The organism is Mycolicibacterium sphagni (genome assembly GCF_002250655.1).
Lineage (GTDB): Bacteria > Actinomycetota > Actinomycetes > Mycobacteriales > Mycobacteriaceae > Mycobacterium > Mycobacterium sphagni.
Genome location: NZ_NOZR01000009.1, coordinates 108,781 through 129,817, shown reverse-complemented (window position 1 = coordinate 129,817; position 21,037 = coordinate 108,781). Strand labels below are relative to the sequence as shown.

At 67.6% G+C, this 21,037-nt stretch carries 20 protein-coding genes and 1 pseudogene; 8 read left to right on the top strand and 13 right to left on the bottom strand.

The annotated features are described in order from the left end of the window. Positions 1-12 precede the first annotated feature (12 nt). Positions 13-879 (top strand): 16S rRNA (cytidine(1402)-2'-O)-methyltransferase, encoded by an 867-nt coding sequence (gene rsmI, locus CG716_RS12925; RefSeq protein ID WP_094480075.1) that lies wholly within the window; start codon positions 13-15, stop codon positions 877-879. Here the strand turns inward: rsmI and CG716_RS12920 are convergent. The 4 genes from CG716_RS12920 to metG all read right to left on the bottom strand — a co-directional run bounded on the left by CG716_RS12920 (position 819) and on the right by metG (position 5,841). Beyond that, positions 819-2,090 carry an aminodeoxychorismate synthase component I gene (locus tag CG716_RS12920; RefSeq protein WP_094480073.1) on the bottom strand — a complete coding sequence of 424 codons (1,272 nt, stop codon included), beginning with the start codon at positions 2,088-2,090 and terminating at the stop codon, positions 819-821. The two genes, rsmI and CG716_RS12920, sit on opposite strands and share 61 nt — an antisense overlap. A 40-nt stretch (positions 2,091-2,130) precedes the next feature. Further along, positions 2,131-3,024: an RNA polymerase sigma-70 factor gene (locus CG716_RS12915; RefSeq protein WP_094480071.1), complete on the bottom strand. Its 894-nt coding sequence runs from the start codon at positions 3,022-3,024 to the stop codon at positions 2,131-2,133. Next, entirely contained in the window at positions 3,021-4,205 is a 1,185-nt protein-coding gene (locus tag CG716_RS12910; RefSeq protein WP_094480069.1) for an NAD(P)/FAD-dependent oxidoreductase, read from the bottom strand. The genes CG716_RS12915 and CG716_RS12910 overlap by 4 nt, the downstream gene beginning before the upstream one ends. An 82-nt stretch (positions 4,206-4,287) precedes the next feature. Next, the gene (gene metG / locus CG716_RS12905; protein ID WP_094480067.1) at positions 4,288-5,841 is read right to left on the bottom strand and encodes a methionine--tRNA ligase; all 1,554 of its coding nucleotides are present in this window, start codon (positions 5,839-5,841) and stop codon (positions 4,288-4,290) included. Positions 5,842-5,867: 26 nt separating this feature from the next. Between metG and CG716_RS12900 the strand changes: the two genes are divergently transcribed. The 3 genes from CG716_RS12900 (at position 5,868) to rsmA (ending at position 8,862) form a co-directional block, all read left to right on the top strand. Beyond that, entirely contained in the window at positions 5,868-6,704 is an 837-nt protein-coding gene (locus tag CG716_RS12900; RefSeq protein ID WP_094480065.1) for a TatD family hydrolase, read from the top strand. A gap of 125 nt (positions 6,705-6,829) precedes the next feature. Continuing rightward, complete coding sequence (locus CG716_RS12895) at positions 6,830-7,951, top strand: resuscitation-promoting factor (RefSeq protein ID WP_094480063.1); 1,122 nt, start codon at positions 6,830-6,832, stop codon at positions 7,949-7,951. Next, positions 7,948-8,862: a 16S rRNA (adenine(1518)-N(6)/adenine(1519)-N(6))-dimethyltransferase RsmA gene (gene rsmA, locus CG716_RS12890; RefSeq protein ID WP_094480061.1), complete on the top strand. Its 915-nt coding sequence runs from the start codon at positions 7,948-7,950 to the stop codon at positions 8,860-8,862. Before CG716_RS12895 ends, rsmA begins: the two co-directional genes overlap by 4 nt. On the opposite strand, the gene CG716_RS12885 is transcribed toward rsmA, so the two are convergent. Next, positions 8,850-9,665, bottom strand: coding sequence for a serine/threonine-protein kinase (locus CG716_RS12885; RefSeq protein WP_094480059.1), 816 nt, complete (start codon positions 9,663-9,665; stop codon positions 8,850-8,852). The two genes, rsmA and CG716_RS12885, sit on opposite strands and share 13 nt — an antisense overlap. A 68-nt stretch (positions 9,666-9,733) precedes the next feature. On the opposite strand from CG716_RS12885, the gene CG716_RS12880 reads away from it, so the two are divergent. Together CG716_RS12880 and CG716_RS12875 are read left to right on the top strand one after the other, a co-directional pair. Then, the gene (locus CG716_RS12880; RefSeq protein WP_094480057.1) at positions 9,734-10,678 is read left to right on the top strand and encodes a 4-(cytidine 5'-diphospho)-2-C-methyl-D-erythritol kinase; all 945 of its coding nucleotides are present in this window, start codon (positions 9,734-9,736) and stop codon (positions 10,676-10,678) included. Positions 10,679-11,009: 331 nt separating this feature from the next. Further along, complete coding sequence (locus tag CG716_RS12875; RefSeq protein ID WP_094480260.1) at positions 11,010-12,644, top strand: fatty acyl-AMP ligase; 1,635 nt, start codon at positions 11,010-11,012, stop codon at positions 12,642-12,644. 21 nt (positions 12,645-12,665) lie between these two features. Here CG716_RS12875 and CG716_RS12870 read toward each other — a convergent pair whose 3' ends face one another. Together CG716_RS12870 and CG716_RS12865 are read right to left on the bottom strand one after the other, a co-directional pair. Next, positions 12,666-13,370, bottom strand: coding sequence for an O-methyltransferase (locus CG716_RS12870; RefSeq protein ID WP_420093190.1), 705 nt, complete (start codon positions 13,368-13,370; stop codon positions 12,666-12,668). Then, complete coding sequence (locus tag CG716_RS12865) at positions 13,313-15,331, bottom strand: universal stress protein (protein ID WP_094480055.1); 2,019 nt, start codon at positions 15,329-15,331, stop codon at positions 13,313-13,315. Before CG716_RS12865 ends, CG716_RS12870 begins: the two co-directional genes overlap by 58 nt. A gap of 176 nt (positions 15,332-15,507) precedes the next feature. Between CG716_RS12865 and CG716_RS12860 the strand changes: the two genes are divergently transcribed. Together CG716_RS12860 and CG716_RS12855 are read left to right on the top strand one after the other, a co-directional pair. Further along, positions 15,508-16,533 carry an epoxyqueuosine reductase gene (locus tag CG716_RS12860; RefSeq protein ID WP_094480053.1) on the top strand — a complete coding sequence of 342 codons (1,026 nt, stop codon included), beginning with the start codon at positions 15,508-15,510 and terminating at the stop codon, positions 16,531-16,533. A 9-nt stretch (positions 16,534-16,542) separates the two neighbouring features. After that, complete coding sequence (locus CG716_RS12855) at positions 16,543-17,193, top strand: DUF998 domain-containing protein (RefSeq protein ID WP_094480051.1); 651 nt, start codon at positions 16,543-16,545, stop codon at positions 17,191-17,193. A gap of 38 nt (positions 17,194-17,231) precedes the next feature. Here the strand turns inward: CG716_RS12855 and CG716_RS31235 are convergent. The 6 genes and pseudogenes from CG716_RS31235 to arsC form a co-directional block, all read right to left on the bottom strand. After that, a pseudogene (locus CG716_RS31235) lies at positions 17,232-17,585 on the bottom strand (DUF6611 family protein); the annotation flags it as partial. A gap of 136 nt (positions 17,586-17,721) precedes the next feature. Continuing rightward, a complete protein-coding gene (pth, locus tag CG716_RS12850; protein ID WP_094480049.1) occupies positions 17,722-18,297 on the bottom strand; it encodes an aminoacyl-tRNA hydrolase in 576 nt (191 codons plus the stop codon). Between the two features lie 6 nt (positions 18,298-18,303). Next, positions 18,304-18,969 carry a 50S ribosomal protein L25/general stress protein Ctc gene (locus CG716_RS12845; RefSeq protein WP_094480047.1) on the bottom strand — a complete coding sequence of 222 codons (666 nt, stop codon included), beginning with the start codon at positions 18,967-18,969 and terminating at the stop codon, positions 18,304-18,306. 135 nt (positions 18,970-19,104) lie between these two features. Next, complete coding sequence (locus CG716_RS12840; RefSeq protein WP_094480045.1) at positions 19,105-19,971, bottom strand: oxidoreductase; 867 nt, start codon at positions 19,969-19,971, stop codon at positions 19,105-19,107. Positions 19,972-20,051: 80 nt separating this feature from the next. Beyond that, positions 20,052-20,699, bottom strand: coding sequence for an LpqN/LpqT family lipoprotein (locus CG716_RS12835; RefSeq protein WP_410431238.1), 648 nt, complete (start codon positions 20,697-20,699; stop codon positions 20,052-20,054). Beyond that, positions 20,696-21,037 carry an arsenate reductase (glutaredoxin) gene (arsC, locus tag CG716_RS12830; protein ID WP_094480043.1) on the bottom strand — a complete coding sequence of 114 codons (342 nt, stop codon included), beginning with the start codon at positions 21,035-21,037 and terminating at the stop codon, positions 20,696-20,698. The genes CG716_RS12835 and arsC overlap by 4 nt, the downstream gene beginning before the upstream one ends.

Sequence of the window (21,037 nt, the reverse complement as noted above, 5' to 3'; positions counted from 1 at the left end):
TGCCCGCCGAGCGTGACTGCCGGGAGACTGCTTCTCGGCGCCACGCCGCTCGGACAACCTGGCGACGCCTCGAAACGCCTGGCCGACGCCCTGTCCACGGCTGATGTGGTGGCTGCCGAGGACACCCGGCGGGTGCGCAGCCTGGCCCAGTCGCTGGACGTGCGGATCAGCGGACGGGTGGTCAGCCTGTTCGACCAGAACGAGGCGGCCCGAGTGCCGGCCCTGGTCGACGACATCAAGTCGGGCGCCACGGTCCTGGTGGTCAGCGACGCCGGGATGCCGCTGATCAACGATCCGGGCTATCGGATGGTGGCGGCCTGCATTCACGAAGGGCTGACGGTCTCGTGTTTGCCCGGCCCGTCGGCCGTCACCACCGCGCTCGCGGTGTCCGGGCTGGCGTCGGACCGGTTCTGCTTCGAAGGATTCGCGCCGCGCAAGCAGTCCGCGCGGCGGAGCTGGCTGGCCGGGCTCGCCGCCGAGCCCCGCACCTGTGTGTTCTTCGAATCCCCGCGACGGCTGGCCGAGTGCCTGCGTGATGCCGTCGACGAACTCGGCGGACAGCGCCGCGCGGTGGTGTGCCGGGAGCTGACGAAGGTGCACGAGGAGATCCGGCGCGGCACACTGAGCGAACTCGCGCAGTGGGCCGACGATAAGGTCCTCGGTGAGATCACGGTGGTGCTCGCCGGGGCGGTGCCGACCACAGATCTGCCGACGCTGGTCGCGAAGGTCGACGCGTTGGTGGCCGACGGGATGCGGGTGAAGGACGCCTGCGCCCACGTGGTGGACGCGCACCCGGGCACGCCGTCGCGACGAGAGCTCTACGAGGCGGTGCTGCGCTCGCGCTCCGGCGGGCCGGAGGGCAGCGACCCGGGGAATTGACCGGTGTGAATGACCGCGGCTGCTTTGTCCAGGCACTCCTGCCATTCGGCTTTCGCGTCGGAGTCGGCGGTGATGCCGCCGCCGACACCGAGCACGGCCGCGCCGGTGGCGTCGAACTCGACGGTGCGGATCGCCACGTTCAGCTCGGTGCCCGCGATCGGGGAGGCCATGCCGACGGTGCCGCAGTACACCCCGCGCCGCCGCGGCTCCCACTGTGAAAGCAGTTGACGGGCACGGCCTTTCGGTGTTCCGGTCACTGAAGCGGGTGGGAACGCGGCGGCTAGCAGCGCCGCGTTGGTGACCTCGTGCCGCACGGTGGCCGCCACCGTCGACACCAGATGCCATACGCCCGGCGCGGCCTGGACAGTCAACAGTTCGGGGACGGTGACGGTGCCGGTGTCGGCGACCCGGCCGAGATCGTTGCGCACCAAATCGACAATCATGATGTTCTCGGCGACGTCCTTGGCCGACGCCAGTAGTTCCTTGGGTGGGCCGCACAACGGGAGAGTGCCTTTGATCGGACTGGACGTCACGTCGGCGCCCACCCGGCGCAGGAACAGTTCCGGTGACAGCGAGGCCACTGCCCCCCAGTCGCCGGCCAGGTAGGCCGCGCGCGCCGGCGTGGTGCGAGTCACCGCGTCGGCGAAGAACTCCAGCGACGAGCCGCGCAGCGTGCCGGTGAACTGCGTGCACACGCAGGCCTGGTATACCTCGCCGGCGCCGATCGCGGCCAGACAGTGCAGTACGCCGGCCTGATGGCGCGCGAAATCTGGCTCTTCCCAATCGATTTCGTAGGAATCAAGCGGCGCCGGAGACGACAATGCTTCGGCTACCCATATGGCTATCGGTGCGGCGGAAAGGCTTTCGTGCCACCAGCAGCCGTCGACGTCCAGGCGCAGCACGCTGTCGGTCCAGCCGCCTGCCGCCTCGGGGATCCGCGCCGCACGGCCGTCGGCGGCCGCATCGGGGTAGGACAGATAGCCGATCCAGCCGCCGCCGATCGCGTCCCCGCGATCGCCGGGCGGCACCGCGAACGCCTCGGCGGGGGGGATCGCCCGCACCGGGACGGTGGGGGCGATCACCGCCGCCGAGCCAAACCAGTCGCCGGCCAGCGCGGCCGGAGGCGGCAGCCGGCGCTGTGCGGCGGCGCCGGCTACGGACCGCAGGACGTCGGCGGGTGTGCCGAGATCCCCGAGCCGGTCGATGCGCATCGCCCTAGCCTGACGCCTGCGGCCAGCAGACGCAAAGGCGTCAGCGGCTGATCTCCCTGCGCACCGTCACAGCGGCAAGCTTCTCCGGGTTGCGCATCGCATAGAAGTTGGTGATGGTGCCTTCGGTGATCTCGACCATCATCACCGATTCCGGCACCTCGCCGCGGTAGACCACGATCGCAGGTGCTCCGTTGTAGTTCGCGCCTTCGATCCGGTATTCCGGCGTGGCCTGGCGGAACAGCCCGATGATGAACCGGGCGACCTTGTCGGGGCCCAGAATCGGACGGCGCGCGGCGCTGGCCTTGCCGTCACTGTCGGAGGTGAACACCACGTCGGGCGCCAGCATGCTCATCAGCCCGTCCAGGTCGCCGGTCGCCGCCGCCGTCAGGAACTGCAGGGTGATCTGCTCGGACTGCTGCGGGTTCATCGGCTCGAATCGCCGCCGCCGCGCATGCACGTGTTCGCGCGCGCGATGCGCGATCTGGCGCACCGCGGCCGTGGATTTTCCTACCGCATCCGCGATTTCGTCGTGGCTGAAGCCGAACACCTCGCGCAGCACGAACACCGCACGCTCGTCGGGCGTCAGCGTCTCCAGCACCACGAGCATGGCCATCGACACCGATTCGGCCAGCACCATATCGTCGGCCGCATCGTGCTCGTCGAGCAGCAACGGCTCGGGCAGCCACGGCCCCACGTAGTCCTCCCGGCGGCGGGCCTGCGAGCGGAGCGTGTTCAGGGCCTGCCGGGTGACCAACTGGGCCAGGTAGGCCTTGGTGTCGCGAACTGCCGTCAATTCGACCGTCGCCCAGCGTAAGTAACTGTCCTGCAGAACGTCGTCGGCTTCGGTGGCCGACCCGAGGATCTCGTAAGCGATGGTGAACAACAGCGGCCGCAAGAGGGTGAACCGCTCGGCGTGTTCATCGCTCGCGGTCATCGGGTCTGCACCGCCTCGGGTGCCGGCCGCTTGCCGCCGCCCTTGAGCCAGAAGTAGGAGCCGGGCTTGCGGGCCTCGCGGCGCAGGAAGCTCACGGTGCCCTTGCACACCGCCTCCTTGATCGTCGCCGCTGTCCGCCCGCCGAGGTAGAGCGGCAGCGGGACGTCATTGGTGCGGGCGAGCTGCACAGTCGCGCCGCCCCGGCCCAGGCTGATGCACTGCCCGGCGAACGCCTGGCTGAGCACGGCGGGTCGTTCCCCGGCGATGCGGGCCAGCACGGTGTTGGCGGCCTGGGCACCCAGCGGGATCGCGGCCTGGCAGCTCATCCGCAGCGGCTGGTCCGACGGCGCCGCGGCGTCCCCGGCGGCCACGATCCGGTCATCGTCGACGCTGGTCAGCGTCTCGTCGGTGAGCAGCCGGCCGATCGCATCGGTGCGCAGCCCGGACCGGTTCGCCAGATCCGGCACACCGAACCCGGCGGTCCAGATCGTCACGTGGCTGGCGAGCTGCCGTCCGTCATCCAGGGTCACCGCGTCGGCGGCCACCGCGGTCACCACGGCCTGCGGTCCGTCGACGATCTGAACCCCGAGCTTGCGCAGCCGCTTGGCCACCGACCGGCGGCCCGGCGTGCTCAGGTAGGGCCCGAGGACGGCGCCGCACACCAACGTGACGGTCCGGCCTTGCTCGGCCAGCTCGGCGGCGGTCTCGATGCCGGTTGGTCCGGCGCCGACAACGCACACGGGCGCGCCGTAGTGCAGCTCAGCCAGTGCGCCGCCCAGACGCTGTGCCTCTTCGAGATCGGCGATGGGATAAGCGAATTCGTCGGCGCCGGGAACAGTCGCCGCTGCGGAGCCACTGCCGACCGCGTAGATCAGATAGTCGTAGGGCAGCGGCTGGCCATCCGGAAAACCACTGAACAATTCGACCTGCCGGGCCTGGGTGTCGATACGGGTGGCCGCGTCGACCACCAGCGCAATACCGTCGCCGAGGATGTCGGCGTAGGCCACGGTGGCGTCATCGGAACCGGTGACCAGCTGATGCAACCGAATCCGTTCGACGAACTCGGGACGGGGGTTCACCAGCGTGATCTGCAGATCGGGACGCAGCCGCAGGTGATTGGCGGCGATCACGCCGGCGTAGCCGCCGCCGATCACCACAACACGGGCTCGTTGCTCGGTCATCACATCTCTCCTTCGAGGTCGCTTGAGCCTGACGACCTCGAGACACCGTGGGACTACCAGGTGTGACGCTACGTGACGCAGTTCACTCGACTGGCTGGTACCGCGGGAAGACCCCCGTCGGCGCCGGCAGCGTTGTCCCGGGGGCGATGCGTACCGCGATCGCACCGAAGTCCCGTGCCGATTCCGGCTGTCCCAGCAGGTCGAGCAACGTGGCCGCCGATGTCGGCATCACCGGCTGTACCAGCAGCGACGCGATCCGCACTACCTCCAGGGTCACGTAGAGCACCGTGCGGAGGCGGTCCTGGTCGGCGGCGGCCTCCGACTTGCGCAGCACCCAGGGCTCCTGCGCGGAGAAGTACTTGTTAGCGGCGCCGAGCGTCGCCCAGATCGCCTCCAGCGCCAGGTGCATGGCGGGCACCTCGAAGTGCCCGCGCACCTTGCTCAACAGCTCGTCGGCGAGCGCCAGCAGCTCGCGGTCGGCATCGGTGAACTCGCCGGGTTCGGGCACCGTCGCGTCGAGGTTCTTGTTGACCATCGACAGCGAGCGCTGCGCCAGGTTGCCGAATTCGTTGGCGAGGTCGGCGTTGATGCGGCCGATGATGGCGTCCTCGTTGTAGCTGCCGTCCTGCCCGAACGGCACCTCTCTCAGCAGGAAGTAACGGACTTGGTCGAGCCCGAACGCGTCGATGAGCGCGAACGGATCCACGACGTTGCCCACCGACTTGCTCATCTTCTCGCCGCTGTTGAGAAGGAAGCCGTGGACGAAGACCCTTCTCGGCAGCTCGATTCCGGCCGACATCAGGAACGCCGGCCAGTACACGGTGTGGAACCGGATGATGTCCTTGCCGATCATGTGCAGGTCGGCGGGCCAGTACTTGCGGAACTGCTCGGAGTCGGTGTCGGGGAAACCGGCGCCGGTCAGGTAGTTGGTCAGCGCGTCGACCCACACGTACATGACGTGGTCGGGATGCCCGGGCACCGGTACCCCCCAGTCGAAAGTGGTGCGCGAGATCGAAAGGTCGCGAAGCCCACCCGAGACGAAGCTGACCACCTCGTTGCGGCGGACGTCGGGACCGATGAATTCCGGGTGTGCCTCGTAGTGGGCCAGCAGCCGCTCGGCGTAGGCCGACAGCCGGAAGAAGTAGGTCTGCTCCTCGGTCCACGTCACGGGCGTGCCGGTTTCGAGCGAGTACGTGTTGCCGTCGGCGCGGGTCTCGAGCTCGTCTTCGGTATAGAAGCGTTCGTCGCGCACCGAGTACCAGCCCGAGTACGAATCCAAATAGATGTCGCCCGCGGCGTCCATCCGCTTCCAGAGCTCGATCGACGCGTCGATATGGTCGGCGTCGGTGGTCCGGATGAAGCGGTCGAAGGACGCCCCCAGCTTCTCCTGCATCGCCTGGAACGCGTCGGAGTTACGCTGCGCCAGCTCCGGGGTCGGGATGCCCTCCGCGGCGGCCGTCTGCGCCATCTTCAGCCCGTGCTCATCGGTTCCGGTCAGGTAGCGCACGTCGAAACCGTCGAGGCGCTTGAAGCGGGCGATCGCATCGGTCGCGATGTACTCGTACGCGTGGCCGATGTGCGGCGCACCGTTGGGGTACGCGATCGCGGTGGTGAGGTAGTACGGCGGCTTGCTCATTTGGGACTCACTTTAGGGTGTAGGGCGTGAGTGCCCAGCAAAGGAGGGGTGAGCCACCGCCGCTGCCCGAGCCGCTGTCGCCGTTGATCGACGCGCATACCCACCTGGATGCCTGCGGTGCCCGCGACGCCGATGACGTGCGTGTGCTCCTCGACCGGGCCGGCGCCGCCGGGGTGCAGGCCGTCGTGACCATCGCCGACGACTTGGACGCCGCTCGCTGGGCCGCGGACGCGGCCACCTGGGACCCGCGGGTCTACGCCGCAGTGGCACTGCACCCGACTCGCGCCGACGCGCTCACCGACGACGCCCGCGCCGAACTCGAGCGGCTGGCCGCCGGGCCCCGGGTGGTGGCGGTCGGGGAGACCGGGATGGATCTGTACTGGCCGGGCCGGCTCGACGGGTGTGCCGAACCTTCGGCTCAGCGGGAATCCTTCGCCTGGCACATCGACCTGGCCAAGCGGACCGGTAAACCACTGATGATCCACAACCGCGACGCCGACGCCGAGGTGCTCGACGTGCTGCGTGCCGAGGGCGCCCCGGAGACCGTCATCTTCCATTGCTTCTCCTCAGGACCGGAGATGGCGCGTACCTGTGTCGACGCGGGATGGGTGCTGAGCCTGTCCGGCACCGTGAGCTTCAAGAACGCCCGTGACCTGCGCGAGGCGGCGACGCTGATTCCCCCCGGGCAATTGCTGGTGGAGACCGACGCCCCCTTCCTGACCCCGCATCCTTATCGCGGAGCGCCCAACGAGCCCTACTGCCTGCCCTACACCGTGCGCGCCCTGGCTGACGTGGTCGACCGGCCGGCAGAGTTGCTGGCAGAGCAGTCGTCGGACACCGCGCGACGGGTCTACGGTCTCTAAGGGTCTGTTGAGAGCCGCGGGCCCGGGTTGCTCCGGTCCCGACTGGTTCGTTACCGTCTTGTGATCAAAGGGGGCCAACGTGGGCCCCTTGCTTTTTGTTTAGTGCCTAGGCGGGATCGAAACTGTTGAATGCGTTGACCAAGCTCCACCAGTCGCCGTCACCGATCCTTCGTCTCGTCGTCGCCGCCGTGCTCCTCACGCTGGCCGGCGCGGGGGTGTTCGCGGTGATGTCCGAGAAGACCGTCACGCTGAACATCGACGGCGCCCAGATGAAGGTCAGCACGATGAAGTCGCGGGTCATCGACGTCGTCGAGGAGAACGGTTACACCGTCGGCGAGCGCGATGACCTGTTCCCCGGCGCCAACCAGGACGTGAACGATGCCGAGACCATCGTGCTGCGGCGCAGCCGTCCGCTGCAGATCTCCCTGGATGGCCAGGATTCCAAGCAGGTGTGGACCACGGCGTCGACCGTGGACGAGGCGCTGGCGCAGCTGCGGATGACCGATACCGCGCCGGCCGCGGCCTCGCGCGGCAGCCGCCTGCCCCTGGAGGGCATGGCCCTGCCCGTGGTCAGCGCCAAGACAGTCCAGATCAACGACGGTGGCGTGGTGAACACCGTACGCCTGGCCGCACCAAACGTCGCTGGGCTGCTGGCCGCTGCAGGCGTGCCGCTGGAACAGGCCGACTCGGTGGTGCCGTCGGCGTCCTCCCCGGTCATCGCGGGGATGCAGATTCAGGTGACCAGGATCCGGGTTGAACAGGTCACCCAGCGGGTGCCGCTGGCACCGGTGGCCCAGCGGATCGAAGATCCGACGATGAATATGAGCCGCCAGGTCGTCCAGGATCCTGGAACGCCCGGTGTGCAGGACGTGACTTTTGCTGTCGCGACGGTCAACGGTGTGGAAACCGGACGGCTACCCGTTGCCAATAACGTTGTTGTGCCGGCACGTGATTCGGTTCTCCGGGTCGGCGCCAAGCCGGGGACCGAGGTCCCTCCGGTGCAGAACGGGCCCATTTGGGATGCCATTTCCAGGTGCGAAGCCGGCGGAAACTGGGCGATCAATACCGGCAACGGTTACTACGGTGGTGTGCAATTTGACCAAAACACCTGGGAAAGAAACGGCGGTCTGCGCTATGCTAGCCGTGCCGATCAGGCAACAAGAGAAGAACAAATCGCAATTGCTGAAGTAACGCGTTCGCGACAAGGCTGGGGAGCGTGGCCCGTGTGTGGTAGGGGTGCATCGTGACAATTCGTCTGCTCGGGCGTACCGAGATCAGAAACTTGGCCAAAGAACTCGACTTCAAGCCGCGTAAATCTCTGGGCCAGAATTTCGTACACGACGCGAATACCGTGCGTCGTATTGTCTCGGCTTCTGGCATTAACAAGCACGACCACGTCCTGGAGGTCGGGCCCGGCCTGGGTTCGCTGACGTTGGCGTTGCTGGATCGTGGCGCCACCGTGAGCGCCATCGAGATCGACCCGGTACTGGCCGCGCGTCTGCCTAAGACGGTTGCTGAGCATTCGCACAGCGAAATTCACCGGCTGACCGTTCTGAACCGGGACATCCTCGGGATCGAGCGGTCCGACCTCATCGAGCAGCCCACCGCCGTAGTGGCCAACCTGCCCTACAACATCGCCGTGCCGGCGCTGCTGCATCTGCTGGCCGAGTTCCCCTCGATCCGCACCGTCATGGTCATGGTCCAGGCCGAGGTGGCCGAGCGGCTGGCGGCTGAGCCCGGCGGCAAGGACTACGGAGTGCCCAGCGTCAAGGTGCGGTTCTTCGGCAAGGTTCGTCGCTACGGCATGGTGTCGCCGACGGTGTTCTGGCCCATCCCGCGGGTGTACTCGGGCCTGGTGCGTATCGACCGCCACGAGACCTCGCCGTGGCCGGCCGACGACGGCTTCCGCCAGAAGGTCTTCGAGCTGGTAGACATCGCCTTCGCGCAGCGCCGCAAGACCGCCCGCAACGCGTTCCTGGAGTGGGCCGGCACCGGCAACGAGTCCGCCGAGCGCCTGCTGGCCGCCAGCATCGACCCCGCTCGTCGTGGGGAGACGCTGACGGTCGCCGATTTCGTCCGGTTGTTGCAGCGTTCTGTCGACTTCACCGGCGCAACCGATCCCTCGGAAGGCCCCTCGCGGCCCGCTCAGGTGTTCTGAGCGCTTCGGCGTACCGCCTCGGCGAGTTCGTGCACCATCTCGGTGCAGCACGGGTATCGCCGATCTGGATCTTTGGCGATTGCTCTGGCCAGGGCCACGTCGAAGGACCGTGACAGCCATGGGATGTGCCGCGATACCTCTGGTGGCGGCAGATGCAGGTGCGCATCGACGAGCGCCATCGGGTTGTCCGCGACGAATGGCGGTGCGCCGGTGAGCAGTTCCAGTGCCGTGCAGGCGAGCGCGTATTCGTCGGTCGCGCCCTGAGGTAGGCGTCCCTGCAGGAGTTCGGGAGCTGCATAGGGCAGCGACGCCACCACCTGGGCGGAGCGGTGCCAGACGTCCTCGGCGAGAATGTGCGCGACGCCGAAGTCTATGAGTGTGGCGCCGTATCGCGAAAAATCCCGATGCACAAGGATATTCGCGGGTTTTACATCGCTGTGCACGACCCCGTCGTGGTGGGCGTGATCGAGCGCGGCGGCGATCTGGCCGAGGGCCTCGAGCTTCGTCTCCAGCGACGTCAGGCGAGTCGCGTTGCCGCCGTCGACGTACTGCATCGTCATCCAGTGCTCGCCGTGCTCGTAGACGGCCACGATGTGCTGGTGCCGCAAGCGGTGGGCGACGCGGTACTCCCGGGCCAGCCGGTTGGCGCTGGCCTGATCGCGATGCTGCTCATCGAGCACCTTCAACGCCACCAGCGGATGCGATTGACCTGCACCACGCGCGCGGTAGACGGCCGCCTGGCCGCCGCGGCCCAGCAGCTTTTCGACGGCATAGCCCGCGAACGACTGCCCGGGATGCACCACGCTTTGACCCTAGGTTCGTGGGCCGGCGACGGGAGGGCGAATCGGGGGCGGCGCGATAGTCTCGTCGGGTGCCCCCATCCAACGGCTCCACCGCGTCCGAATGGGTGGCGACCGGGTCGGTCACCGTGCGTGTCCCGGGCAAGGTGAACCTCTACTTGGAGGTCGGGGATCGCCGCGCCGACGGCTATCACGAACTCGTCACCGTCTTCCACGCCGTCTCGCTGGTCGACGAGGTGACCGTGCGCAACGCGGACGTGCTCTCGCTGCGCGTGGTGGGTGAGGGCGCGGACGATCTCCCCGTCGACGAGCGCAACATCGCCTGGCGGGCCGCCGAGCTGATGGCCGAGCATGTCGGGCGCGTACCCGATGTCGAGATCACCATCGAGAAGTCGATCCCGGTCGCCGGCGGGATGGCCGGCGGCAGTGCCGACGCCGCGGCCGTGCTGGTCGCCATGAACAACCTCTGGGAGCTGGGCGTGCCGCGCCGCGACCTGCACGGGCTGGCCGCGCAACTGGGCAGCGACGTCCCGTTCGCACTGCACGGCGGCACGGCGCTGGGTACCGGCCGCGGCGAGGAGCTGGCGACGGTTCTGGCCCGCAGCACCTTTCACTGGGTGCTGGCCTTCGGTCAGGGCGGATTGTCGACGGCCGCGGTGTACGCAGAGATCGACCGGCTGCGTGAGACGGGGACTCCGCCCCGGCTGAGCGACCCCGAGCCGCTGCTGGGCGCGCTGGCCTCGGGGGACCCCCGCGAGCTGGCCGCCCTGCTGGGCAACGACCTGCAGGCGGCGGCGTTGAGTCTCAATCCTGGCTTGCGACGCACTCTGCGAGCCGGTGCCGAGGCAGGGGCATTGGCCGGGATCGTGTCCGGGTCCGGCCCGACCTGCGCGTTTCTGTGCGAGTCGGCGAGCGCTGCGGTGGACGTCGGCACCGAGCTGGCCGGCGCCGACGTGTGCCGCACCGTGCGGGTGGCCAGCGGGCCGGTGCACGGTGCCCGCATCGTCTCCAGCTGACTCCCCATCAATCACCGGGTCGCTGCGCTCCTGCCCGCCGGAAACTGTGACGCGCTTCTCATTACCGTCTAAAACTTGGCAGTAACTTAAGGGAAGTTTAAGATGGCGGCGGTGATGAATAGCGGCCTGGCACTGCAGACGTGCGAGTCGCCCACCCCGGTCCGGGGCGGGCGGTGCCCGGCGGTACCGGCACTTTCGTCGTTCCATCACCGTTTCGAGATCAAACCGCTCCCCAGTCGTACTGGCGTGCCTCCTATGCAGTGCATTGCGGCAGGTGGAGCATGAATTCAACGTCGCTGATCAACCAGCTCCGGATGCCGAGGAGGTCGTCGTGAGCCGTTTCACCGACAAGATGTTCCACAATGCCGTGACCAGTACCAAGGGCATGGTCACCGGAGAGCCGCATGAGCCGGTCCGGCACACGTGGGGCGAGGTGCACGAACGTGCCCGTCGCATCGCGGGTGGCCTGGCCGCCGCCGGGATCAGCCTCGGTGATGCAGTGGGCGTCCTGGCCGGAGCGCCGGTGGAGATCGCGCCGACCGCCCAGGCGCTGTGGATGCGCGGCGCCAGCCTGACGATGCTGCACCAGCCCACCCCGCGCACCGACCTCGAGCAGTGGGCCAAGGACACCGCCACCGTCATCGACATGATCGAGGCCAAGGCCGTCATCGTCTCCGACCCGTTCCTCGTCGCGGTGCCGGTGCTCGAAGAACGCGGCGTCACGGTGCTCACCGTCGAGGCGCTGCTGGCCGCCGAGCCCATCGACCCGGTCGAGACCTCCGAAGACGATGTCGCCCTCATGCAGCTGACGTCTGGATCGACCGGATCTCCCAAGGCCGTGGTCATCACCCACCGCAACATCCACTCCAACGCCGAGGCGATGTTCATCGGCGCCAAGTACGACATCGACAACGACGTGATGATCAGCTGGCTGCCCTGCTTCCACGACATGGGCATGGTCGGCTTCCTCACCATCCCGATGTACTTCGGTGCCGAGCTGGTCAAGGTCACCCCGATGGACTTCCTGCGCGACACGCTGCTGTGGGCCAAGCTCATCGACAAGTACAAGGGCACCATGACCGCGGCGCCGAACTTCGCCTACGCGCTGTTCGCCAAGCGGCTGCGCCGCCAGGCCAAGCCCGGCGAGTTCGACCTGTCCACCTTGCGCTTCGCGCTGTCAGGCGCCGAGCCGGTCGAGCCTGCCGACGTCGAGGACCTGCTGGACGCCGGCCGGCCGTTCGGGCTGCGGGAATCGGCCATCCTGCCGGCCTACGGCATGGCCGAGACGACGCTGGCGGTGTCGTTCTCCGAATGTGACGCCGGCCTGGTCGTTGACGAGGTCGACGCCGATCTGCTGGCCGCTCTGCGGCGCGCGGTGCCCTCCTCCAAGGGCAACACTCGCCGCCTGGCTACGCTGGGCCCGTTGCTGACCGATCTCGAGGCGCGCATCGTCGACGAGGACGGCAACGTGTTGCCGGCCCGCGGCGTGGGCATCATCGAGTTGCGTGGTGAGTCACTGACTCCGGGCTACATCACCATGGGCGGCTTCGTGCCGGCCCAGGATGAGAACGGCTGGTACGACACCGGTGACCTGGGCTACCTGCTGGAGAACGGCCACGTCGTGGTGTGCGGTCGCGTCAAGGACGTGATCATCATGGCCGGGCGCAACATCTACCCGACCGACATCGAACGAGCCGCCAGCCGCGTCGAAGGGGTGCGCCCCGGATGCGCTGTCGCGGTGCGGCTCGATGCGGGCCACTCGCGCGAAACATTCGCGGTCGCAGTCGAATCCAACGCCTGGCAGGACCCCGCCGTGGTGCGCCGCATCGAGCACGAGGTCGCCCACGAGGTAGTCGCCGAGGTCGACGTTCGGCCGCGCAATGTCGTGGTCCTCGGCCCGGGCACCATCCCGAAGACTCCGTCAGGCAAGCTGCGTCGCGCCAACTCGGTGGCGCTGGTCACCTAGGTCGGACAACCGAACCTGGTGTCAGGCGCGGCAGCTGATCTCCATGGCGTCGTGGTTCCGGACCGGGAAGCTCACGCCCACATAGCCATTCGCCGGATCGCGGATGTAGTCGACATACGGCTGAGCGTCCGCTAGCCCGGTGTTGTCGGCGACGACGAGCGCGCCGGGGCTCAGCCTGGGTTCCAACAGCTTGAGGACCGGCACATACAGGTCTTTCCAGCCGTCGAGCAGCACGAAGTTCACCGGCTCGTCGATTGCGGCCAGCGTCTGCGTCGCGTCGCCCTCCAGGATGGTGATCAGGTCGCCGAGTCCGACGTCGGTGAAGCTGGACCTGGCGGTGGCGACCTTCGCCGCACTCATCTCGGTGGTCACCACCCGGCCGACGCCGTTGTCGCGAACCGCGCTGGCCAGATGAATCGTCGAGAGCCCCAGTGACATTCCGAACTCCACTACGAGTCCGGGGCGGGTACCGCGTACCAGCGTGTAGAGCAGCCGGCCGGACTCCGGGGTCACCGGCAGGTAGAAATCGCTGAACGCATCGGCGCGCTCCTGCGCCGTGGTCGCCTTGACCAACTGGGCGCCACGTTCCTGGAGCTGGGTCATCTGCTGGCTTGCTTCGGCGTACATGCGGTCGATGACCGCGGTCACCTTTGGATCTTGCAGGGTATTCACGCCCCCGACGCTACCTTGGCGTCGGCGCGGGCCGGCGGTCTCTCTTTCGCGCATCTGCTGGACGGTTCTGGGATCAGGAGAACCGGGATGGCGGTGTGGGCGACGACGGCCGCAGCGACGCTTCCCTGAAGGTGGCCGAGCAGGCCGTTGCGGCGATGCGGACCGAGGACGATCATGCTGGCCCCGTGCTGGTCTGCGGCGTCGACGATGCCCTTCCAGGTCGGCGATGCCTCGATCGCCAAACTGCACGATCGGAACCCGGCCTCGTCCGCCAGTGCTGCGCCGTGAGCGGCTGTCCGCTCGGCGGCCAGCCGCACCTGGCTGGCCCGGTCGGCGTCGAATGGTTGGTTGTCCAGTGGTGTGAAGCCGACCTCGACGGGCTGCCACACGCAGACCACGACGGCGTCGCGGGGCGAAAGTTGTTCAGCTGCTGCCGTTATCGCATGGTCGGCGAGTTGTGAACCGTCATATGCGAACAGCACCGGCCCGACCGGGTTGAAAGGATGGCTATGTGGAGTCGTCGCTGCCGCCCGGCGGGCCGCGACGAGGGGACCCGCTGACGGTAGGACGCCGCGCAGCCGTGCCAGCAGGGGCGGCGAGTACCAGGCGGGGGAGTCTCCGTCGAGGAACTCGTCGAGGTCCGGCTTTTGCGGCCGTGCGCCGCTGAGTAGGTAGACCGCGACGCCGAACACCGCGCCACCGATCGCGAGCCCGAACCCGACCCACAACGCGACCCCAGTGCCTTCCAGAAGATCGCCCGAGTAGCGGGTCGCCAGGTGGGCGAAGATCGGGGCCACCATGAACGCCGCGACCGCGCGCAGGAGTTCGATGATCGCGAACACCCGCTGCAGGCTGTTGGACTGCAGGGAGAACCCGGCGACGAACAACGCGGGCGCGACCGTGGCACCGAGAGCCAGGCCCGTCAGCGCCGAACCGACAAGTGCCAGCGGCACATTCACGGGGAGAGACGCCCGGAACACCGCGATGCCGGCCGCCAGCAGCACCATGCCGACCAGCGGCAGGAAGTGCATCGCGCGCCGGGAGATCACCACGCCGAACACCAGGGCCATCACCAGAGCGCCGCCGAGTTCGGGTAAGTACAGGAGTCCGACTTCTACCGGGCTGAAGTGCTGCATGAAGACCGAAGCGGTCAGCGCGGTCGCCGCGATCGAGGCGGCCGCGGCGAATAGGGCGACGCCCACGCCGGCGACCGGGATGGCGCTCGTCATCATCGTCCGGATGGTCAGTAGCGGCCGACGGGCCCGGAACTGGTAGACGATCAGCGTGACAATCAAGGCCAGCCCGCCGAACATCGGCAACGTGACCGCAAGGTCGGAGAACTCATGGGTGGTCAGCAGCGAGGCGCCGACGAAGGCGGCTGTGCACCCCACGGTCGCCAGCGCGATCGCGGTCAGGTCGCGCGGCGCCTCGCGATCGGCGGGCGGGGCGTCGTCGAACGTCAGCGCCGCCAGGATCAGCGCCAATAGTGCGATGCCCGCGACGATCCAGAACAACGGTCGCCAGGCGTGCGCCTCGGCCTGCACGCCGCCGACGAACGGTCCGAGGGCGACGGCCCCGAACACGCACATGTTCATGATCACCGCGGTGTTGCGCAGCTTGTCCCGCGGGAAGCCGATGGTGAGCGGCGGCGCGGCGGCGATCAGCAGCATGCTGGTCGCCAGCCCCTGCAGCACGTGCCCGCCGATGAATGCCGTGGCGTTCGGCGCAGCGGCGGCGATCACCGAGCCGACGACAAGCACCACCGCGTACGCGAGCAGCATGCGCCGCTGCGGCAGGTGCTGGGCGAATTGGACGGCGAGCACGGTGCCTACGGCGTAGGCCGCGTTGCCCAGTCCCGAGCTCAAGGCCATCGCCTGAGTGGACATGTGCAGCTGCTCGGAGATGATCGGCACCAGCGGATCGAACGCGGCCGACAGCGCGAGGTAGGGGATCAGCGCGAGGGTGACCATCGCGGCGACCGCCGGATAACGTCCTGCCAACGGGCCCTGGCGCATCAGCTCCGTCCCCCGCTTCCGGCCGCGGGGCCGAGATGCGCTGTCGGGAGCGGTAATGGGGGCGCGGCTAGACAGAGCATGGTCTTCCACAACTTTACATAGGTAACCAATATTCCGCGCGCCGGGGTGTTCTCCATCACGTCGACGCATCTGAGTATGGTGTACTGTACTTAGCTATGAACCCGCGCCTGGACGGACACCCGACTGTGCAAGCCGTGCGCGCCCGCCCGCGCACAGAACCGGCTGGGGTGATCGACGCCGACTGGCTGCGCGAGCTCTGCTTGGCCTCCGGCGCCGACGATGTGGCCTTCGCCAGCGTGGACAATCCCGACCTGGCCGGCGAGCGCGAACACGTCGAAGCCGCGCTGCCGGGGACCAAGAGCTACATCAGCCTGGTGGTACGGATGAACCGGGACAATGTGCGCTCCGTCGCCCGCAGCGTGGCCAACCAGGAATTTCACCGCACGGGCGAGCTCATCAACGAAGCCGCGCACCGGATCACCCGCGCGCTGCAGGACGCCGGACACCGGGTGCTCAATCCGTCGGCCACCTTCCCGATGGAGATGGACCGGTATCCGGGCCGGATCTGGGTGGTGGCGCACAAGCCCGTCGCGGTGGCGGCAGGGCTGGGCGTGATGGGTATCCATCGCAACGTCATTCACCCGAAATTCGGCAACTTCATCCTGCTGGCCACCATTCTGGTCGACGCGCCGGTCAGTGGTTACGGTGTCCCACTGGACTATTCGCCGTGTCTGGAATGCAAGCTGTGTGTCGCGGCCTGCCCCGTGGGCGCCATCAAGAAGGATGGCGCATTCGACTTCCTGGCCTGCTCGGTGCACAACTATCGTGAGTTCATGGGCGGGTTCACCGACTGGGTGCAGACGATCGCCGACAGTGACGACGCCGCAGACTTCCGTTCCCGGGTGAGCGATTCGGAGAACGCGTCAATGTGGCAGAGCCTGTCGTTCAAGGCCAATTACAAGGCCGCCTACTGTCTGGCAGTCTGCCCGGCCGGCGAGGACGTCATCGAGCCCTACCTCGATGACCGCAAGGGCTTCATGGACCTGGTGCTGCGGCCGCTGCAGGAGAAGGCCGAAACCCTTTACGTGCTGCCGAATTCGGCGGCCAAGGAGTACGCAGAGCGGCGCTTCCCGCACAAACCGATCAAGGTTGTGGACAGCGGGGTGAGGGGTCGCGCGTAAACTGGGCCGATGGTGCGTGCGCTCGGCTGGATCGGCGTATTCGGTGCGGTGGTGGCGATGGTCGCGGTGCTCGCTCTGGACGCTACCCTCGGCAGAGCGCCGTCTCGGCGCGGAGAATTACGCGCGGCAACCATCTCCGAATACGTGTATACCTCGGGCAGTTGGGCTTTCGTTGCGGCGGTGCTGATGCTCGCCGGGGCCTCGGCCGCACTGCTGTACGGCCTGATCCGCGCCGGTCGAGTGCAATCGCTCTCGGCCGGTTCGGTGTTGATGATGCTGTGGGTGGTCGGCCTGCTGGCTGTCGTCGTCTTTCCCAAGCACAACTGGGTCGCCGGGCCGAGTGCTTCGGGCACCGTGCACCGCTTCGCCTCCCTGGTCGCGTTCGTCGCGCTGCCGCCGGCGGTGTTGTTGATCGCTCGCGGCCAGGCGCTCACCGCGCGGGCGGCCAGGTGGCTGGCTGGGATCGGAATAGGTTGGCTGGCAGTTTTATTCGGGGCCATCGGGGCCGGCATAGTGACCGGTCAGAGATGGTGGACGTTGATCCCGCTCGGATTGGTGGAACGGGGGATCGCCGGATTCGAAGCGGCCGCGCTGGTCGCGCTCGGGTTGTGGCTGGTGCGCGGTGAGGGGACCGACGCCATCGTGTCGAGAACGTCGTAGACCTGCCACCACCGTGCTTCGTGTTGCAGCGGATCGATCCGGCCTTCTTCCAGATCGAGGTCAGCCTGATCCAGGGCGCGTGCCATCACCCGCAACGCCGAGTATCGACGGTCGGCCTCGGGGTCGCCGTAACCGGCGATGGAGGTGGCCCACACTGTGCGTACCCGCATCCGAGTGTCTCCGGCTAGCACGAAAGTGATTGCGCCAGCTGCGATGTAGACCATCGAACCGCCGATCAGTGCAGTCTCGGGCATGCCCGCCATGGCCCCGCCGATCTGCAGGCCCAGCCACAGCGCGGCGCCCCACAGCGGCCAGCCGCGCCACACCCTCAGCAGCCGTCGTTCGCCGGTAGTGATCCCGGGCGGGAAGACGACCAGCCGGTAGCGAGCCACGCCGTAGCGCGCCGGGTAAGCGTCGAACGAACCCCAAACACGTGAAATCCTCACGCACTCAGGTTTACTGCGGAGACGGCCCGGCGTCAGCGATCTCTACGGAATCCTGACGACCCTGCGGGGAATTCTTACGGCGTCACCAGGCATGCACCTGGTTCTGCGCCGTCTCCAGGCCGACCTCGATCAACAACTCGGTGGCATCGGCAGCCTGCTCACAGATGGCCGGCACCTCCTCGCGCTCGGCCGCGCTGAAGCTCTCCAGCACGTAGGCCGCCGGATCCTTGCGCCCCGGCGGCCGGCCGATCCCGATACGGACACGTTGGAAGTTCTTGGTGCCCAACGAATTGGCCACCGACCGCAGACCGTTGTGACCGCCCTCGCCGCCACCGAGCTTCAGCCGGATCCGGCCGAAGTCGATGTCGAGCTCGTCGTGGACGACGATGATGTCAGCCGGCATCACCGAGTAGAACTTCGCCAGCGGGCCGACCTGGCGCCCCGACTCGTTCATGTAGGTACGCGGTTTGGCCAGCACGACGGGACGGTGCCCCAGCCGGCCGGTCACGATCTCCGCGCCGGAGCGCTTGTGCACCTTGAACGGTGCACCCATGCGAGCGGCCAGCAGATCGGCCACCATGAAGCCGAGGTTGTGCCGGGTCTTGGCGTACTGCGGACCCGGGTTGCCGAGGCCGACAACCAGCAGGGGTTCGGCCATTCGGGCTTACTCGGCCTCGGCCGACTCGCCCTCGCCCTCGGCAGCCCCGGCTGCCTCGGCCGCGTCGGCGGCCTGCTCCTCGACAGACTCGCCGCCGCCCTCGGACTCCAGCTCCTCGGCCGACGGCGCGGTGACGATGTTCACCAGCAGCAGTTCGGGATCGCTGACCAGCGTCACACCGGAGGGCAGCTCGACCTGGCCGGCGGTGATCTGGGTGCCTTCCTCGGCGCCCTCGATCGACACGATGAGGTGCTCGGGGATCGACAGCGCTTCAGCCTCGATCTCGATCGCGGTGGCGTCCTGGGTGACCAGGGTGCCGGAGGCGGCTTCGCCTTCGAGCTGGACGTTGACCTCGACGGTGACCTTTTCGCCGCGACGGACGACCAGCAGGTCGGCGTGCTGGATGTTGCGCCGGATCGGGTGCACGGCCAGCGCCTTGGTCAGGGCCAGCTGCTCCTTGCCGTTGATATCCAGGGCCAGCACGGCGTTGGTGCCCGAGTGCCGCAGGACGGCGGCGAAATCACGGGCGTTGAGCTCGAGGTGCTGTGGGTCGTCACCGTGGCCGTAGAGGACGACGGGAACCTTGCCGTCGCGGCGGGCTTGGCGCGATGCGCCCTTGCCGACCTTGTCCCGCACGCCGGCGGTGAGCTTATTGGTGCTGCCTGTGGCCATGATTGGTGCTCCTGAGTTGCCTGTTGTGGTCTTCCGCACGGAGAAGGCAGGCACCAATCGAAAGGTTGCCTCGTCGATAACGGTGGCTGGACCACCCTCGCCGTGACGCGGGCACCAGGGTAGCCGACGAGCGACTCAGAGTGGAAATTCGATGGCCGTGAGCTGCTCAGACAGCCGCCACAACGCTTTGGCGGTGGCCTGGTTGCTGGCCAGCGGACTGCGCGGCGACGGTCCGGTCGGACCACGCATGGCGAACCTGGGGCCGATGAAGGTGTTACCGGGCAGCTGCTGGCTGGCCGCATATAGCGTCTGGCGTGCGCCGAAGTCGGCGCTGGTGGCCAGCAGCGCATTGCCGGCGTCCCACACCTTGGTGCCTAACCGGTTGCCGGTGTGACCCTGCAGGTTGGTGGCCGAGTAGCCGGGATGCGCGGCGTCGGACTTCAGCGGCGAGCCGGCCGCATCCAGGCGTTTCTGCAGTTCGAGGGTGAACAGCAGGTTGGCCAGCTTCGACTGACCGTAGGCGAGCCAGGCCGAGTACGGGCGGGCTTTCCAGTTCAGGTCCTTGAGGCTGATCTTGCCCAGCAGGTGCATGAACGACGACACCGTGACCACACGGTCGGTCACCTTGGGCAGCAGCAGGTTCGTCAGCGCGAAGTGACCGAGGTGGTTGGTGCCGATCTGGCTCTCGAACCCGTCCTTGGTGGTCGCGAAGGGCACGGCCATGATGCCGGCGTTGTTGATCAGCACGTCGACGCTCGACACGCCGTCCGCGAACTCCTTGATCGAGGCCAGGTCCTGCAGATCGAGGCTGCGCACCTCGACGTCGCCGGTCATGGTCGCGGCCGCTTCCTGGCCCTTGCCCGAATTGCGGCATGCCAGGGTGACGTGCGCGCCGACCCGGGCGAGCTCGCGAGCGGTGACCAGGCCCAACCCGCTGTTGGCTCCGGTGACGATGACGGTGCGTCCGGCGAACGACGGCAGATCTGCGGCGGTCCAACTCATGCCGACCACTCTAGGGGGCCGACGATGCGGCGCAGCGCGGCGAGCGGCCGAGGAGGCCGCCCATTGGGCTCAGGGCGCGGTCACTTCGCCGCGACGGTGAAGCCCTTGATGATCGCCTCGACGTCGTCGGAAGCCGCCGCGGCCTGATCGGCCAGCGTGGTCACCGTCAGCTGCACCAGGTAGCGCTGGAAGTTCGGGGCGCCGGTCACCGGGATGACGACCCGGTTGTAGGAGTGCAGCCGCTTGCCGTTGAGGTCGTAACTGCCCTCGATCATCGAGGACGGGAAGCCATCGAAATCGGCGTCCGACGAATTGAGCTTCACGAAGTTCTGCGACACCTCGGCATCGGCACTGGCGTGCTTGAGTGCCTCTTTCACGTCGAAGTTGCCGGTGAGCCTGAACACCAGCACCATCGCCGTCGGATAGGTGTTGTTCTTGGCGATCACTTCGGTGCCGGGGGAGAAGTTCGAGTTGGAGTACTTGGTCCAGCCCGGTGGCCGCGGCAGCGTCACCGTGATGTCGGTGAGCTTGTCCAGCGGAACCTGCTCGCCGGTGACCCCGAGGCCGTAGAGGTACTCGGCAATCGGTTGCGGCTTGCCCGAAGTGGTGGTGGTTGCGATCGTGGTCGCCGGTGTGGTCCACACCGTGGAATAGTCCGGCGGCGTCGTGCCGCACGCCGCCACTGTCATGGCCAGCGCGATGGACACGGCTGCGCTTCGCGCTCTCACAGAATGTCGTGCACCGTCTCGATCGGACGGGCCAACCGGGTGCCCTTGGGCGTCAACACGAAGGGGCGCTCGATCAGGATCGGGTTGGCGGCCATGGCGTCGAGCAGTTCGTCATCGCTTGCCTCGGCGAGATTCAGCTCACTGTAGAGGGATTCACGCTTGCGGACGGCCGTGCGGACATCGATGCCGGCATCTCCGATCAGCTTGGCGATCTCGGCGCGCGACGGCGGTGACTTCAGGTATTCGATGACCGTCGGCTCAATGCCGTTGTCGCGCAGCAGGTCTAGGGTCTTGCGGGAGGTGCTGCAACGCGGATTGTGATAGATCTTGCTGGACAA

Excerpts from the sequence above, each read along its gene's own strand:
- CG716_RS12915 (WP_094480071.1), bottom strand. The coding sequence starts at position 3,024 with ATGACCGCGAGCGATGAACACGCCGAGCGGTTCACCCTCTTGCGGCCG.
- CG716_RS12855 (WP_094480051.1), top strand. The coding sequence starts at position 16,543 with ATGGTGCGTGCGCTCGGCTGGATCGGCGTATTCGGTGCGGTGGTGGCG.
- CG716_RS12920 (WP_094480073.1), bottom strand. The coding sequence starts at position 2,090 with ATGCGCATCGACCGGCTCGGGGATCTCGGCACACCCGCCGACGTCCTG.
- CG716_RS12865 (WP_094480055.1), bottom strand. The coding sequence starts at position 15,331 with ATGCGCCAGGGCCCGTTGGCAGGACGTTATCCGGCGGTCGCCGCGATG.
- CG716_RS12845 (WP_094480047.1), bottom strand. The coding sequence starts at position 18,969 with ATGGCCACAGGCAGCACCAATAAGCTCACCGCCGGCGTGCGGGACAAG.
- CG716_RS12860 (WP_094480053.1), top strand. The coding sequence starts at position 15,508 with ATGAACCCGCGCCTGGACGGACACCCGACTGTGCAAGCCGTGCGCGCC.
- CG716_RS12840 (WP_094480045.1), bottom strand. The coding sequence starts at position 19,971 with ATGAGTTGGACCGCCGCAGATCTGCCGTCGTTCGCCGGACGCACCGTC.
- CG716_RS12910 (WP_094480069.1), bottom strand. The coding sequence starts at position 4,205 with ATGACCGAGCAACGAGCCCGTGTTGTGGTGATCGGCGGCGGCTACGCC.
- CG716_RS12870 (WP_420093190.1), bottom strand. The coding sequence starts at position 13,370 with ATGCGCGAAAGAGAGACCGCCGGCCCGCGCCGACGCCAAGGTAGCGTC.
- metG (WP_094480067.1), bottom strand. The coding sequence starts at position 5,841 with ATGAGCAAGCCGCCGTACTACCTCACCACCGCGATCGCGTACCCCAAC.
- pth (WP_094480049.1), bottom strand. The coding sequence starts at position 18,297 with ATGGCCGAACCCCTGCTGGTTGTCGGCCTCGGCAACCCGGGTCCGCAG.